Annotated in this window: 17 protein-coding genes; 8 read left to right on the top strand and 9 right to left on the bottom strand. The window is 55.0% G+C overall.

Going from position 1 to position 14219, the window contains the following annotated elements; translation table 11 throughout:
- The first annotated feature begins 97 nt into the window (after positions 1-97).
- Complete coding sequence (locus C8N40_RS22565; protein WP_170114003.1) at positions 98-268, top strand: hypothetical protein; 171 nt, start codon at positions 98-100, stop codon at positions 266-268.
- A 70-nt stretch (positions 269-338) separates the two neighbouring features.
- On the opposite strand, the gene C8N40_RS02430 is transcribed toward C8N40_RS22565, so the two are convergent.
- The 4 genes from C8N40_RS02430 to C8N40_RS02415 all read right to left on the bottom strand — a co-directional run bounded on the left by C8N40_RS02430 (position 339) and on the right by C8N40_RS02415 (position 3393).
- Positions 339-950 (bottom strand): sterol desaturase family protein, encoded by a 612-nt coding sequence (locus C8N40_RS02430; protein WP_092101273.1) that lies wholly within the window; start codon positions 948-950, stop codon positions 339-341.
- A 100-nt stretch (positions 951-1050) separates the two neighbouring features.
- Complete coding sequence (locus tag C8N40_RS02425) at positions 1051-1557, bottom strand: shikimate kinase (protein ID WP_245756194.1); 507 nt, start codon at positions 1555-1557, stop codon at positions 1051-1053.
- Between the two features lie 72 nt (positions 1558-1629).
- Complete coding sequence (locus C8N40_RS02420) at positions 1630-2736, bottom strand: BT_3928 family protein (RefSeq protein WP_108210181.1); 1107 nt, start codon at positions 2734-2736, stop codon at positions 1630-1632.
- Positions 2737-2838: 102 nt separating this feature from the next.
- The gene (locus C8N40_RS02415) at positions 2839-3393 is read right to left on the bottom strand and encodes a DUF1599 domain-containing protein (protein ID WP_108210431.1); all 555 of its coding nucleotides are present in this window, start codon (positions 3391-3393) and stop codon (positions 2839-2841) included.
- Between the two features lie 35 nt (positions 3394-3428).
- Here C8N40_RS02415 and folP point away from each other — a divergent pair, with 35 nt between their 5' ends.
- Positions 3429-4295, top strand: coding sequence for a dihydropteroate synthase (folP, locus tag C8N40_RS02410; RefSeq protein ID WP_211318026.1), 867 nt, complete (start codon positions 3429-3431; stop codon positions 4293-4295).
- Positions 4292-5137, top strand: coding sequence for a diadenylate cyclase CdaA (gene cdaA, locus C8N40_RS02405; RefSeq protein WP_108210179.1), 846 nt, complete (start codon positions 4292-4294; stop codon positions 5135-5137). The genes folP and cdaA overlap by 4 nt, the downstream gene beginning before the upstream one ends.
- A gap of 269 nt (positions 5138-5406) precedes the next feature.
- Here the strand turns inward: cdaA and C8N40_RS02400 are convergent, their stop codons facing one another.
- The 4 genes from C8N40_RS02400 to C8N40_RS02385 all read right to left on the bottom strand — a co-directional run bounded on the left by C8N40_RS02400 (position 5407) and on the right by C8N40_RS02385 (position 8433).
- Positions 5407-5613, bottom strand: a complete 207-nt coding sequence (locus C8N40_RS02400) for a PLDc N-terminal domain-containing protein (RefSeq protein WP_092101263.1) — start codon at positions 5611-5613, stop codon at positions 5407-5409.
- 3 nt (positions 5614-5616) lie between these two features.
- On the bottom strand, positions 5617-5904 hold the full coding sequence (locus C8N40_RS02395; RefSeq protein WP_108210178.1) for a hypothetical protein: 288 nt from the start codon (positions 5902-5904) through the stop codon (positions 5617-5619).
- A 95-nt stretch (positions 5905-5999) separates the two neighbouring features.
- Positions 6000-7196 (bottom strand): glycine C-acetyltransferase, encoded by a 1197-nt coding sequence (gene kbl / locus C8N40_RS02390; RefSeq protein WP_108210177.1) that lies wholly within the window; start codon positions 7194-7196, stop codon positions 6000-6002.
- Positions 7197-7245: 49 nt separating this feature from the next.
- Entirely contained in the window at positions 7246-8433 is a 1188-nt protein-coding gene (locus C8N40_RS02385; protein WP_108210176.1) for a hypothetical protein, read from the bottom strand.
- 368 nt (positions 8434-8801) lie between these two features.
- On the opposite strand from C8N40_RS02385, the gene C8N40_RS02380 reads away from it, so the two are divergent.
- From C8N40_RS02380 to C8N40_RS02370, 3 genes are all read left to right on the top strand, one after another.
- Positions 8802-9776, top strand: coding sequence for an NAD-dependent epimerase/dehydratase family protein (locus tag C8N40_RS02380; RefSeq protein WP_108210175.1), 975 nt, complete (start codon positions 8802-8804; stop codon positions 9774-9776).
- Positions 9777-9999: 223 nt separating this feature from the next.
- Positions 10000-10323, top strand: a complete 324-nt coding sequence (locus C8N40_RS02375) for a thioredoxin family protein (RefSeq protein WP_108210174.1) — start codon at positions 10000-10002, stop codon at positions 10321-10323.
- Between the two features lie 89 nt (positions 10324-10412).
- Positions 10413-11867: a DUF4403 family protein gene (locus tag C8N40_RS02370; protein ID WP_245904962.1), complete on the top strand. Its 1455-nt coding sequence runs from the start codon at positions 10413-10415 to the stop codon at positions 11865-11867.
- A 187-nt stretch (positions 11868-12054) separates the two neighbouring features.
- On the opposite strand, the gene C8N40_RS02365 is transcribed toward C8N40_RS02370, so the two are convergent.
- On the bottom strand, positions 12055-12789 hold the full coding sequence (locus C8N40_RS02365) for a DUF6503 family protein (RefSeq protein WP_146173496.1): 735 nt from the start codon (positions 12787-12789) through the stop codon (positions 12055-12057).
- 142 nt (positions 12790-12931) lie between these two features.
- Here C8N40_RS02365 and C8N40_RS02360 point away from each other — a divergent pair, with 142 nt between their 5' ends.
- Together C8N40_RS02360 and C8N40_RS22560 are read left to right on the top strand one after the other, a co-directional pair.
- Positions 12932-13894, top strand: coding sequence for a YihY/virulence factor BrkB family protein (locus C8N40_RS02360; RefSeq protein ID WP_108210172.1), 963 nt, complete (start codon positions 12932-12934; stop codon positions 13892-13894).
- A gap of 50 nt (positions 13895-13944) precedes the next feature.
- A complete protein-coding gene (locus C8N40_RS22560) occupies positions 13945-14112 on the top strand; it encodes a hypothetical protein (RefSeq protein ID WP_170114002.1) in 168 nt (55 codons plus the stop codon).
- Positions 14113-14219 lie beyond the last annotated feature (107 nt).

Genomic DNA, 14219 nt, shown 5'->3' with positions numbered 1-14219 from the left:
TTAGCAGTAAATATACATGGCAATATTGTCATACTTGCGCTGGCCGGCGAGTTGCCGTGTTTACTACAGGCCGGGGCACCATCTAAAGTATAAAACCATGAAAACTATAAAACCATTCCTGATGATGCTGCTCGTGCTGCTTGCCTTCACGATGAGCAGTTGCGAAGTGATAGGAGACATCTTTAAGGCAGGCATGTGGACAGCCCTCGTTATTATCGTGCTGATCGTGCTGCTGATTACCTGGCTATTCCGCAAGTTCAGGAGATAAACGAGACAAGCATAAAACAGAAAAAGGGACCTTAACCAGGTCCCTTTTTCTGTTTTATACTTTGTTGGAGTTACTTCTTGGTTCGTTTCGGCATGGTGCCCAGAATATAGTCCCACAGCGGTGAGGACACCCCAAAGGCAGCCTCCGGATCCTTGTAATGGTGAATGCTATGGTTAATCCAGAGTTCTTTCAGGAAGTTTTTGGGCGGCGGATAGGCATGCACCACATAGTGCACCAGCAGGTACATGGCGTAGCCAAACAGCAGGCCGGCCACTACCCCGAACACAAAAGTGCCGAAGACTATCTTGAAGATAAAGAAGAAGGCCGAAGCGTAAAGTATACTTACAATCGGAGGCATGGCCAGTCGCTCCTTGTCTTTCGGGAACTCGTGGTGGTTACCATGGAACAGGTACTGCAGGCGCGCCTTAAAGGGCGTATCCGTGTCCATGTGGAAAACGTAGCGGTGCGCCAGGTACTCAATCAGCGTAAAAATAAACCACCCCAGGAAAAAGAAGCCGATGGCCTCTAAAATACTGATAAATCCGTGGGTAATGCCGTAGTAGATTAGCCCGGTTGCAATGATTAGGAAGATGGAGATAGGCACGGCGATGTGCGTCCTGGTCATCTTCTCCAGAACCGGATTCTTGAAAAGCTGTGCGCTTCCTTTGTGATTAGGTTTCATAGTTGGGTTGCTGTATCAGTTAGTGCTGCAAAACTACTTATTTTTTAAAGTTTAGCCACCAATTACCTCCGGTATAAAGTTTATTAACGTGGTGTCGGTGCTATAGGTTAAGCAGGGTTAACAGGTTATCCGCAGAGGCTTGGGCGTCTGAGAGCGCAATGGTTGCGCGTTCGTAGAACTGCTTTCGGTGGGTTAATGTTTCGGCCAGGAAGGAATTTAATTCTGCAGGGCTTTTGCCAGCCAGGAGCGGCCGCTCTTCCAGGCCCTGTGCTAAAAGTCTCTCTACCAGCTGCTCTACCGGCACATTCAGGTAGATGCTGGTGCCATGCTGGTTGATGTAATTTATGTTATCAAAAAAGCAGGGAGCCCCGCCCCCGGTAGAGATCACGGCCTGTTCATGGGCTTGCACCACCTCCTCCAGCGCCTGCCGCTCCAGCCTCCGGAAGTGCTCCTGGCCCTGCCGCTCAAAAATCTGCGCTATACTTTGCCCCTCACGCTGCACCAGGTACTCGTCCAGGTCCACGAACGTATAGCCAAGCCGCCCGGCCAGTTGCCGCCCCAGCGTGGTTTTGCCGCTGCCCATCATGCCTATCAGGAAGATTCGCATTAGGAGTTAGAGAGTTAGAAAGTTAGAGAGTTTGGGAGTTAGAGAAGTCAGGAAGGGGGGGTGGTTCGCAACCTACTCCTCATTCTGCACCAGCGCCTCCTTTACCTCCTCTATACTTGGGGTGTCGTTGTGGTGCCACTTGCCTTTAACGGTGCCGTCCTGTAGTAGCACGAGGCCGGGGTTGGAGCGAATGATGGTTTTGAGCACGGTGCCGTCGCCGAAGTAGTAGGGCACCGCCAGGTTTACCTCGTGGCGGAACTTCTCGAAGTCGGCGGCGCTGCTGCTGGTGACCACCAGTGGTGTAATACCGGCTGCCTCCGCGGCCTTCACCAGTGCGTTGATGGCTTTGATGTTATCCGTTTCTGCCTTGGCCACGTTGTGCACGATAATCAGCAGCTTTTTGCCTGTCAGCACCTCCTGCGTGTGGTCGCCCTCGTCGTTCCACACGTTAAAGTCCGTAATCTTGGGGCCTGCCTCCGGGTTTATGGCCACCATCTGCTTAAAAGTATAGGTGGTGTCCATCGGGTACTCTTCAAACTCCTCGTCCTGCCCGTTTTTGGTCAGGATGTACTTGTAGCGCAGCGGCTCCGACGGTTTCATGAGCTCCGGGATGTTGTTGCCCACTTTATAAGCCCTGAAGTCGATGTAAGGCAGGTGCTCGTAGGCATACCACCCCACCGCCACCGACAGCGCTGTGACAATAATGGTGATAATGGCTCCTGAGGAGGCGCGCATGAAGGGCTGCAGGTACTGCTGCGTAAACAGGAGCACCACAATCATCACCAGCAGCACCACGTCCTTCGTAAACGACTCCCACGGCGTCAGCTTGATGGCATCGCCAAAGCAGCCGCAGTCGGTTACCTTGTCGAAATAGGCCGAGTAGAAGGTAAGGAAGGTGAAGAACACGATCATGATGAGCAGCAGCCACAGTACTGCCTTTAGCTGGTAGCGCACCAGCAGCGCCACGCCCAGCACAATCTCCGCCGCGCTCAGGAAGATGGACAAAAACAGCGAGTAGGGCTCAAAGCTTTTGAAAAACGGTGCGATGTCCTGCGAGAAGACATCAAAATACTCCTCCAACTTAATGGCCGTGCCCACCGGGTCGTTTATCTTGATCAGCCCCGAAAAAATGAACAGCACCCCTACAAAGAGCCAGAAGAATTTACTGATAAACTTCATCTTTTAAGTTTGAGAGTTAAAGAGTTTGGGAGTTAAAGAGTCGCAATTCCTGCGTCTTAACAGTTAGAAAGTTAGAAGGTTATACTTGAGGCTTTTACCTTTTTAACCCACCTTCTCCGTATAGCCGGACTTGATAAGCGCAAACACGGCGTAGTTTATCATGTCGCGGTAGTTGGCCTCCACGCCCTCCGAGATCAGCGTCTGCCCCTCGTTGTCCTCTATCTGCTTGGTGCGGTAAAGTTTCATCAGGATGATGTCGGTGATGGAGCTCACGCGCATGTCGCGCCAGGCCTCGCCGTAGTCGTGGTTCTTGGCGTTCAGCAGCTGGATGTTCTCCTCGATGTGGCGGGTGTACTCCCGCTCCACCTCCTCGGCCGAAAGGCTCAGCGGAGCATCGGCGGGCAGGTTGAGCTGCATCAGCGCAATCACGCAGTAGTTGATGATGCCCACAAACTCGCTGTTGATGTCGTCAGCCACCAGCTGTTTGCCTTTTTCCTGGATAGAGCGGATGCGCTGGGCCTTGATGAAGATCTGATCTGTGATAGACGGAAGCCGCAGCACGCGCCAGGCAGTGCCATAGTCCTTGGTTTTCTTCACAAAGGTGTCCTTGCAGCGCTGTACTACCTGATTATATTCCTGCAGTGTTTGACTAATCAACTTTTTAGCTTTAATTTTAAAAATAATTGACGCACATGCCAACATTGGAAGCGAAAGATACGCTTTTTAAGAAAAAATCCACACTAAACTGCCGCGGAAAGCTCCTCTCGCTGGAGGTGCCGCTCGTGATGGGTATCCTGAACCTGACCCCGGATTCCTTTTTCCCGGGTAGCCGCCTGAGCTCCGCCGAGGAGGCCGTGCGTAAGGCAGCGCAAATGCTGGCCGACGGCGCCGACATACTGGACATTGGCGGTTATAGCACCCGCCCCGGCGCTGCGGAGGTTACCTCACAGGAGGAGCAGGACCGCATTCTGCCCGCCATCGAGGCCATCCTTCAGAACTTCCCAGAAGCCATTATCTCCGTCGATACTTTTCGGGCCGATGTGGCCGAGGCAAGTATAGCCGCCGGCGCGCACATCATCAACGATGTGGGAGGCGGGCTGCTGGACGAGGCCATGTTCGAGACCATTGCCCGGCTGCAGGTGCCCTACATCCTGATGCACATGCGCGGCACCCCACAGACAATGGCCAGCCTGACGGAGTATAACAATTTAGTGATAGACGTGCTGGACGAGATGCGTGCCCAACTGGCCAAGCTACAGCAACTCGGCGTGAAGGATGTGATCCTGGACCCCGGCTTCGGTTTTGCCAAAACGGTGGATCAGAACTATGAGCTGCTGCGCCATATGGAGGAGCTCCGCATCTTTGGGCTGCCGGTGCTGGCGGGCATGTCGCGCAAATCCATGGTCTACAAATCGCTAGGCATTAACCAGGCCGATGCGCTGACGGGCACAATAGCCGTGAACTGTGTGGCGTTGATGAAGGGAGCCGACATTTTGCGGGTGCACGACGTAAAAGAAGCTAAGCAAACCATCGTACTACTAGAGAAAACCAAACTTTGATTTTTTTATTCACCATAGGGTTCTTAGAGATTGGGCTGCAGGATATCATTGACATCCTGCTTGTTACAGCACTGCTTTACCAGCTATACAAGCTGCTGTCGGGCAGTGTGGCTCTGAAGATCTTCCTGGGCCTGCTTTCCATCTACCTGCTCTACCTGGTAGTGCGCGCTGCCGGCATGGAGCTGCTCAGTATTATACTGGGGCAATTCATGGGCGTGGGTGTGCTGGCAGCCATTATCCTTTTTCAGCCCGAGATCCGGCGCTTCCTGCTGCTGATAGGCAAAACCACCTCCTTGAACCACGAGCGATTCTGGGGTGGCTTTCCGTGGCGCCGCGAGCAGAGCGAGAAACTAAGCCTCACGCCCTTTATCGAAGCGGCCAAGTCGTTGGCGGCCAAAAACACCGGTGCCCTGATTGTGTTTGCCAAGAGCTCGGAACTGAAGTACTACGCAGAGTCCGGTGACCTGATTGATGCCGTGATTTCGAAGCGCTTGCTGATGTCCATCTTCAACAAAAACAGCCCGCTGCACGACGGCGCTGTGATCATCTCGGGCAACCGTATCAAGGCGGCCCGCTGCATACTTCCCGTGTCGGAAAACCAGGAGATTCCGGCCTCTATGGGCCTGCGCCACCGCGCCGCCATCGGCCTGACCGAGATCACTGACAGCGTGGTACTGGTGGTGTCGGAAGAGACGGGGCAGATTGCCCTGGTACGCAACGGGGAAGCCTACCGTAACCTCACGTCCGCCGACCTGCGCCTGAAGCTCAACCAGTTCCTCTTCGATACTGATCAGAAACCGGCCACCGCCCCAGCCTCCGAGAAATCCGTCAGCGCGGCGTAGGCTTTATACTTTGCAGAATCTATACTTGGGGAATCGCCAAAACCTTCCTGTAGGACGGGCGTTTGGAGCCTGTGAGAGCGCTCCTGAGGAATAGGAGATTATTAGGAAAAAACACAAGCGAGTCTGGAGGCTCGCCACCCACGGTGCGTCACCGGTTGGATACCGGCCGCCAGGCGTTTATACTTTCTAACCTTCTAACTTTTTAACTTTCTAACTAAAAAGGCGCAAGTATTGCGCCTCTACAACTCTCAAACTCCGCAACTCATACCTCACAGCCTTCCTGCCCGGCGGTACCATACCAGCCAATAGGAGAGAATGCCCAGACCGGGCAGCAGCCACAGTGCCGCCATCCAGAGCAGGCGCTGCGTCAGAGTATAATCCGACCGGAAAACCAGGTGGTAAAGGGCCGCAGCCACCAGCAGGTAGTTGAGCGATACCAGCAGAAAGATGGCCGGGTTGCGTTCGAACAACTCCATGGGCTAAAACAGCTTTTCGCTCACGAACCACATCAGGTACAGCAGTGCCGGCGCGATGAGCAGCAGGATGGTACCCAGGTTTACGCGCGTCCACTGCGGGTTGAGCAGCATGCTCAGGTACGCCTCCACCGACAGCAGCAGCGAGAAGTAGAACGTTATCTGCAACAGGGTATACACAATGTTAGCCTCCCCGCGCATATCAGCGGTAGTATAAGCCAGAAACGAGATCACCATCCACGACATCACGGTACCCAGCAACACCTGCCCCGGCTTTATCTTTATGTTGTTCATACTTCTGATTTACCTTGAGTTTGATACAAGGTACAAAAAATAAAGCCACCCCCATAGCAGGAGTGGCTTTTCTATACCTTAGCCTGGGTTTATACTTACTTGATTACACCCAGCTCTTTGCCGACCGTCACGAAGGCGTCGATACACTTATCGATGTGCTCTTTGTCGTGCACGGCGGAGAGCTGCACCCGGATACGGGCCTGGCCTTTCGGTACCACCGGATAGTAGAAACCGATTACGTAGATGCCTCTGTCGAGCATGCGGGCGGCAAACTCCTGCGCCAGCGGGGCGTCGTAGAGCATTACCGGCACAATCGGGTGGTCGCCTGGCTTGATGTCGAAACCGGCCAGCGTGATCTGCTCGCGGAAGTACCTGGTGTTCCACTCCAGCTTGTCGCGCAGCTCGGTAGTAGAGCTTAGCATGTCCAGCACGGCGATGGAAGCACCCACAATAGACGGGGCCAGGGAGTTAGAGAACAGGTATGGGCGCGAGCGCTGGCGCAGCATATCGATAATCTCCTTGTGGCCTGACGTGAAGCCACCCATCGCACCGCCCAGGGCTTTGCCCAGCGTGCCTGTGATGATATCGATCTTGCCCATCACGTTGTGGTACTCGTGCACGCCGCGGCCTGTTTTGCCCATAAAACCAGTCGAGTGGGAGTCGTCCACCATGACCAGGGCTTTATACTTATCGGCCAGTGCGACGATCTTATCCAGCTGAGCCACCGTGCCGTCCATCGAGAAAGAACCGTCGGTTACGATGATGCGGTGCTTGGTGTTGGCGTTTACGGCCTCCTGCAGCTTTGCCTCCAGGTCCTCCATGTTGTTGTGCTCGTAGCGGAAACGCTGCGCCTTGCACAGACGCACACCGTCAATAATAGAGGCATGGTTCAGGGCATCGGAAATAATAGCCGACTCGGCATCGAACAGTGGTTCGAACACGCCCCCGTTGGCGTCGAAGGCAGCGGCGTACAGGATCGTATCTTCCGTGCCCAGGAACTCGGAGATCTTGCGCTCCAGCTCCTTGTGGATATCCTGCGTGCCGCAGATAAAGCGCACCGAGCTCATGCCGTAGCCGTGCGTGTCGATGGCCTCCTTGGCAGCGTTTATCACCTTGGGGTGCGCCGACAGGCCCAGGTAGTTGTTGGCGCAGAAATTCAGCACATGGGCCATCTGCGTGGTATCGATGTCAGCGCCCTGCGGGGTGGTGATGATACGCTCCTGCTTATACAAGCCCGCCTCTTTAATCTCGGCAAGCTGCTTTTCTAAGTCTGGTTTTAAGGTTTCGTACATAGTTTCGTTTATCGTTATATCGTTGTTCGTTGTTCGCTTTTAAGTATACTTACAGGCCGGTCGCATCGCCCGTCTCGTCAGGCGTGGGCGGCGGGCGGCGCATGATGGGCCTGGGCCTTGGCGGCTTTGGCTTCGGCTGCTCCTCTGCCTGCGGTGGTTGCTCTGCCTCCTTTTCAGGCGGATTTATACTTGCGTTCTCCGCTTCCGATGCTTCGGCAGCTGGTTTCTGCAAGGCTACCGGCCGCTTGATAACCGGCCTTGGGCGCGGAGGCGTTGGTTTCTCCGCTGCTGCAGGTGCGGGTGCGTCTGCAGATTCCTCCGCTATACCTTGCTCCTCCTTCGGCTCCGCTTCCGGCTTTTGCAGCGCCACCGGCCGTTTGATAACCGGTCTTGGCCGAGGTGGTTTTGGAGCTGCCTCTTCAGCCGGTGGTGCCGGCGCTGGCTGCTCCTCCTGTGGCGGTTGCAAAGCTGTTGGCCTTTTCATCACCGGGCGTGGCCTTGGCGGCTTTGGTGTGTCTGCCAAAACTTCTGCCGAAGCTGGTTCCTGTGCCTGTTCTTCCGTCTGAGGCGGCTGCAAGGCAGCCGGGCGTTTGATAACCGGCCTCGGGCGGGCTGGTTTGGCCTCCGGGGTTTCCGCTGCAGCCGGATTTATACTTTCCGCTGAAGATGTGGCAGGAGTACCTTCCGCTTCAGGTTGCTGCAAGGCCGCAGGTCGCTTGATAACCGGGCGCGGACGGGCCGCCGGCTTTGCTGCCTCTTCCGTAGCTTGCGTCTTTTCTATACTTTTAGCATCCGCAGGTGTAGGTATAACCGGCCGTTTAACCACTGGCCTTGGTCTCGCGGCGGGTTTTACTTCTTCGGCTCCCGTCTCGGCTGTTGCTGGCTTTTCTGTAGCTTCAGCGGCAGGCTTTTGCATGGCTGCAGGGCGGCGCACCACCGGCCTTGGTTTGGCTATACTTTCTTCGGAAGCTACGGCTTCTTCAGCAGCCGGTTTGGGTGCCACGGCCCTGCGCACAGCAGCCGGGCGTGCGGCGGCTGGTTCAGCCTTGGGCAGATCTTGCTCGGCCAGGTGGTAGCGCAGGCGCACATCGTTTAGCACCATCTTTACCTGCACCAGAAAACTGTTGGGGTGCATCTGGGCGTACATCTCCCGCCACGCCGCAAAGCGCGCAGGGTCAGCCGCTTCAAAAGCCGTTTTGTTTATCCGCTTTTTTACCAGAAACTCCTCAAATGTCATAGGCTACAGGCCGTTAGTGCCGCAAGTTACGGTTTAGGGCTCAATTTGGCTATTCGCATGCCATTTTGCCGCCGCATCCCTACAAAGATAAGAAAATCCGGATGCCGCGCCGGACAGGTTACCCCTACTTTACGGGCGGTTACCTTATCGTTAAATCTGCCTGAGGCGCTTTTTTGCCCCCTCCGGCAGGCCTACCTTTGTTACCAAGGTGAAAATAAAAGGTTAGTTTTGATTAGGTTGTTGAGAGGCCGCAGACCCAGAGTGTGCGGCTTCTCCCATTTTACCCCTCCTGCCCCAGCTTTCTTGGCAAGTATGCTTTCAGGATTGCACCGAATTCGGTTACTTTGTGCAAAGATTTTTTATTCGCTATGGCAAACACAAGTGACACGGTATTGGTGATAGGCGCCTGCGGACAGCTGGGCTCCGAACTGACAATGGAGCTGCGCAAGATGTACGGGGATGCGAACGTGGTGGCGGCAGACGTTACAGCGCCCAAGCAAGCCGACCTGCGCGACTCAGGACCCTTTGAGAAAGTGGATGTGCTGGACACAAACGTGTTGGCCGGGCTCGCTTCCAAGTATAAATTCAAGCAGATTTACCACCTGGCGGCCGTGTTGTCGGCAACCGGCGAGAAGAACCCCAAGTTTGCCTGGAAGCTGAACATGGACGGCCTGTTTAACGTGCTGGACCTGGCCCTGGAGCAGAAGGTGGAGCGCGTGTACTGGCCGAGCTCTATCGCTGTTTTTGGACCGAGCACACCGCGCCAAAACACGCCGCAGCAAACTGTTATGGACCCCAACACCGTGTACGGCATCAGCAAGCAGGCTGGTGAGCGCTGGTGCGAGTACTACTTTCAGAAGTATGGCCTGGACGTGCGCAGCCTCCGCTACCCCGGCCTGATTGGCTACAAGGCCCTGCCCGGCGGCGGCACCACCGACTACGCCGTGGACATCTACCACAAGGCCCTGGAGGGTGAGACCTTTGAGTGCTTCCTGAGCGAGAACACCTATCTGCCGATGATGTACATGCCGGATGCCCTGAAGGCCACGCTGGACCTGATGCACGCCCCGGCAGCAAGTATAAAAGTGCGCGACTCTTATAACCTGAGCGCCATGAGCTTCTCGCCGAAAGAGATTGCCGCCTCCATCAAAAAGCACATCCCGGAGTTTGAGATAACCTACAAGCCGGACTCCCGCCAGAAGATTGCCGACTCGTGGCCGCAGAGTATAGACGACAGCGCCGCCCAGCAGGACTGGGGCTGGAAGCCGGCCTTCGACCTGGACGCCATGACCGAGGACATGCTGGTGAACCTGAAGAAGATGAAACAGGAGCAGGCCGTATAACTGCAGCTCTTGCAAGTATAAAGTATAGGGAAGGCGGTGCGGTGGCATCGCTTTTTTCTTTTTAGCAGTACCTCCCTGAAAATCAAGCCGCAGCTTGCTTTTTATCCCCAAAGCGACTCTCACATGCCCCGGCAGAAAGTATAAATATCTACCTTAACCCATATTCTCACCCAAACGTCTATACTCCTATAGCTGGCAGCAGTGCTATGATGATATAAAAGTGATGGTAAAAGAATCAAACGACGAAGAGCTAAGGCGGGTAATATTTGAGCGGGAGAAGGTAATTGTGAAGTTTACGGATGTAGAGTGTCCGGTGTGCAAGGTCATGAGGCCGAAGTATAACATGATGTCCGATGAGCCGGCTTTCAAGGATGTATACTTCATGCGCATGAGCGCCCACGAGAACCCTGTTTCCAGCCAGGAGGTAAAACTGACAGGCACGCCGTTCTTTGCCATCTACCACAAGGGCATGCTTATCGACTGCGGCATCTTATCCACCGAGGGGGAAGTGCGCGAGATGCTGCAAAAGCTGCTGAACCTTTCCTGAGCCCGCCTTTTTTTCGGAACGACCTTTGCCCTATAGCTGTTATCAAAATCCTGTGCTACCTTGCGCCGCTTTTTTAAACAGCTGAAAACGTGACCCTAAAAACTTTCCGTAAACTGCCCGTGCTGCTCCTGCTCGTAACCTCAGGCCTTGCCCTGCCCGGTTGCTCCAGCACCGATAAGTTAAACACCGCCGCGCCGGAGACAGTCGCCTCGGCAATGCCTGCGTACAAGCCGCAACTCTCCTCGATCAGCATCCCGATTTCTATACCTGTGGCCGCCATCGAGGGCAGGCTGAACCAGGAGATCGCCAACACGCTGTACAAAGACACCAACCTGAACGACGACAACCTGGCTGTGACGGTAACACGCAACGGCAGCCTGAGCATGCGCGCCGACCGGGACAAAATATACTTCTCGGTGCCGCTGCGCATCTACGCCAAGGGCCGCTGGAAGTGGGACCCGTGCAAGTTCTGCCCCTCCATCGATAAAACCGAGGACACCACCTTCGACATGATCATCAAAACCGAAAGCAAAATCGGTTTAACAGAGGATTACAAGGTCAAGACCATCACCAGCGGAGACTTTGAGTGGGGCAATACCAAGCCTGTGCTGGAACTGGGCCCGCTCCGGATTGGCCTGGCCCGCTTTGTGGAGCCGGCGCTGCGGCAGCAGATGGCCACCCTCTCCCAGCAACTGGATAAGGAGCTGCAAAACCGGCTGGATGTGAAAAAGTATGTGGCCGACGCCTGGCAGCAGCTGCAGCAGCCCGTAAAGCTCGACGATAACCTGAACGCCTGGCTGACGGTGATGCCACAGGAAGTACGCATGGCGCCGCTGCTGGCACAGAACGGCAACCTGAACACCCGCCTCGGGGTTACCTCCTACATCTCCGTTACTACCGATGGCAAGCCGCAGGTACAGGTAAACAAGAACCTGCCACGCCTGATTGTAGACAACCGCATGAGCGATGATATACAGATCGGCTTGACAGCCAGTGTCCCTTACGCCCATGCCAGCAAACTGCTGCAGGAACAGGTGGCCAAGCAAACTTATACTTTTGATGGCGGCAAGAGCGAGATCACGGTGAACGAGGCGGCCATCAGCCCCGGAGGGGAGCAACTGGTGCTGATGCTGGACGTGAACGGCAAGACCAAGGCCGGGCTGTTCACCAAGAAGATACAAGGAAAAGTATACCTGCGCGGCACGCCCTATTACGATGCGGCCACCGCCTCGATACGGGTGCGCGATGTAGCCTACGACCTCGACACGAAAGACAAGATACTGAGTGCGGCCAGTTGGTTGGCGCAAAACAAGTTTGAAGCGATGATTCAGCAGCAGGTGAGCATTCCGGTGCAGCACGAGGTGAACAACGCCCGAAAGATGCTGCAGTCCGCCCTCGACAGCCAGGGCCGCATCCATGAGTCGGTGCTGCTGCGCGGAAGTATAAAAGAGATTACTCCCGACAACATTTACCTGACACAGGACGGCATAAAAGCCGTGATAAACGCCAAAGGCACGCTAACGGCAACAGTGGATAAGCTGTAGTTTTCTGGCGTATCTCGTAGCACGTATCAAGTAGCACGACAACTTGTTAGAAGTATGGCTCTACAGAAAATGTGAGCTAGATGTAATGCTACTTAACGTGGAAAACTCTCTACCTTTTAAGGATATTCACTTGTTCTTGATCGTGATACGTGCTACGAGATACGCCCCTTGTCCTTTGTCTAATAAACTAAAATTTCTCAATCGGCGTGGGGCTGTTGAACACCTCGTCCGGTACCTGGGCGGGGGCAGCAATGTGCGGCAGCTTGAAGTCGCTTTCGGGGTTGCTGCGGTCGTTGGCCAGTTTTATACTTCCGTAGTCGCGGTAGTCGCTCCAGCGGCGGGTAAAGGAGGGCTCGGCATCGTCGTAGTTCCGGAAAAAGGCCCACTGCGTCACCAGCCCCTGCTCCTTGTCTACCCAAACGTGGTACTTGTTCTGCGGCGTCAGGCCCACTTCGTTAAAGGTCATCTCCAGCACATCCGCCGGAGCGCCATCCATGGTTTTGCCTTCGCCCAGGTAGGTTAGGTTCACGCCGGGGTCCAGCAGTTTAAAGGGCATCACGAGCCAGTACGAATTGTTTATCCAAAGGGCATAGGCGCGCTCCAGCAGCTTCTGCTTTTCCTCTCCCTCCTGCAGCTCCTTTCCGGCCACGTATACGTTGCCGTCCTTGGTGTCGGTGCTGATAACGGCTACCAGGCTATCCATCTCCCAGCGGAAGCGGTGCTGCTGCTTGTCCCACACCTGGTACTGGTCCCTGAAAGTCCAGGCGAGGTAGCGGGTGTCGTTCCAGCCCTTCTCTCCGCCCATGTTGTCGATGACCTCGCGGGCGATGCGTTGGGCTTTCTCTTCGGGGGAATGGGTGCAGGCCAGCGGCAGGAGCAGCAGGCACAAAAACATCGGCTTGAGCAGGTGTCGGAGGGCCATCGGTTTATACTTTGGTAGCGCTCCCGTGTACGGATTTATACTTGCTCAGGATGCTGCATCGCTGCTACAGTTGCCCCTGTTTTAACCTGAGTAGAAGCCGCTGCGTAGTTTAAAATTCACATCAGAAGACAAAACACGCCCTATGGCCAAATATACACTTAAGGGAATTTTCCAGCTGCTTAAAACCTCTGTGGACGGTTTTCTGGAAGCGAACGCACTGCGGCTGGCGGCGGCACTTGCCTTTAACGCCATCTTCTCCATCCCTCCGCTGCTGCTCATCATCATTAAGGCGGCTGGCTTTTTCTTTGGCGAGAAGGCCGTGTCGGGAGAGTTGGAGAAGCAGGCGTCCGCGGCTATCAGTCCGGAGGCTGCCTCCTCTATCCAGACCATGGTGCAGAATGCCAGTACGACCGAGTCGACGGGTTGGGCCATGTGGGTGGGCATCGGTACGCTCATCTTTGCCGCCACCACCTTCTTTGTTACCCTGCAGCAGTCGCTCAACAGCGTCTGGAACCTGAAGATAAAGCCCACCAGCAGCATCCTGCGGATGGCCAAGGAGCGCATGTTCTCCTTCGGGCTTATCCTGAGCATCTCGTTCCTGATGCTTATTTCCTTCGTCATCAGTGCGGCCATCTCGGTGCTGAGCGATTACCTCGGGCAGTTATTGCCGAGCATCGGCGTGTGGCTCATCAAGCTGCTGGACTTTTCCCTGTCCCTTGGCCTGATTACCTTGCTCTTTGCCCTGATCATGAAGTATTTGCCCGACGCCCACATCCGCTGGAAAGACACGCTGATTGGTGCCCTGATCACGGCGCTGCTTTTCACGATCGGCAAGCTCCTCATCAGCTGGTACCTGGGCACCTCCGACCCTGGCTCGGCTTACGGGGCGGCGGGCTCCATCATCCTCATCCTTGTCTGGATCTACTACTCCTCTATGATTGTGTTTTTCGGGGCAGAGTTCACACAGCAGTACGCCCACAAGTATGGGCAGCACATCACCCCTAAGTCGCATGCCGTGTTTGTGGAAGAGCGTGAGCTAGCCGACAGGCCACAGGACCGTGAAGGCACCGGCCGCCCACGGGCAGAGGGCAGGTTTGAGGGGTAGCTGTTAGTTAATCGTTATTCGTTGATCGTTATTCGTTGATAGATGCTGCTTTGACAGATCTAACTGCACTGGCCCTCAGAACGAAACTAGCGTTCTTTAACCTGATGACCTCGCAGTTTCCAGGGTCCCGCGAGTGTCTGGCGTTGTTTATACTTTATACTTTGTCTGCATCAGGATTTGCGGATGAACAGGATTACCCCTCCCCGGCTCTCCCCTAAAAACAGGAGAGGGAGTTATTCTGCTGTTCCGGACTTCTTTGTCCGGAACTTCTTCTGCTGCGGACATCCTTGTCCGAATTTTTACAGTACCGGGTCCAACCACCCCT

The organism is Pontibacter mucosus (assembly GCF_003054055.1).
GTDB lineage: Bacteria > Bacteroidota > Bacteroidia > Cytophagales > Hymenobacteraceae > Pontibacter > Pontibacter mucosus.
Note: the sequence above shows the minus strand (reverse complement) of the source record. Positions and strands in the feature narration are given on the sequence as shown.

Excerpts from the sequence above, each read along its gene's own strand:
- C8N40_RS22565 (WP_170114003.1), top strand. The coding sequence starts at position 98 with ATGAAAACTATAAAACCATTCCTGATGATGCTGCTCGTGCTGCTTGCC.
- C8N40_RS02430 (WP_092101273.1), bottom strand. The coding sequence starts at position 950 with ATGAAACCTAATCACAAAGGAAGCGCACAGCTTTTCAAGAATCCGGTT.
- C8N40_RS02425 (WP_245756194.1), bottom strand. The coding sequence starts at position 1,557 with ATGCGAATCTTCCTGATAGGCATGATGGGCAGCGGCAAAACCACGCTG.
- C8N40_RS02420 (WP_108210181.1), bottom strand. The coding sequence starts at position 2,736 with ATGAAGTTTATCAGTAAATTCTTCTGGCTCTTTGTAGGGGTGCTGTTC.
- folP (WP_211318026.1), top strand. The coding sequence starts at position 3,429 with ATGCCAACATTGGAAGCGAAAGATACGCTTTTTAAGAAAAAATCCACA.
- C8N40_RS02400 (WP_092101263.1), bottom strand. The coding sequence starts at position 5,613 with ATGGAGTTGTTCGAACGCAACCCGGCCATCTTTCTGCTGGTATCGCTC.
- C8N40_RS02395 (WP_108210178.1), bottom strand. The coding sequence starts at position 5,904 with ATGAACAACATAAAGATAAAGCCGGGGCAGGTGTTGCTGGGTACCGTG.
- kbl (WP_108210177.1), bottom strand. The coding sequence starts at position 7,196 with ATGTACGAAACCTTAAAACCAGACTTAGAAAAGCAGCTTGCCGAGATT.
- C8N40_RS02385 (WP_108210176.1), bottom strand. The coding sequence starts at position 8,433 with ATGACATTTGAGGAGTTTCTGGTAAAAAAGCGGATAAACAAAACGGCT.
- C8N40_RS02380 (WP_108210175.1), top strand. The coding sequence starts at position 8,802 with ATGGCAAACACAAGTGACACGGTATTGGTGATAGGCGCCTGCGGACAG.
- C8N40_RS02375 (WP_108210174.1), top strand. The coding sequence starts at position 10,000 with ATGGTAAAAGAATCAAACGACGAAGAGCTAAGGCGGGTAATATTTGAG.
- C8N40_RS02365 (WP_146173496.1), bottom strand. The coding sequence starts at position 12,789 with ATGGCCCTCCGACACCTGCTCAAGCCGATGTTTTTGTGCCTGCTGCTC.
- C8N40_RS02360 (WP_108210172.1), top strand. The coding sequence starts at position 12,932 with ATGGCCAAATATACACTTAAGGGAATTTTCCAGCTGCTTAAAACCTCT.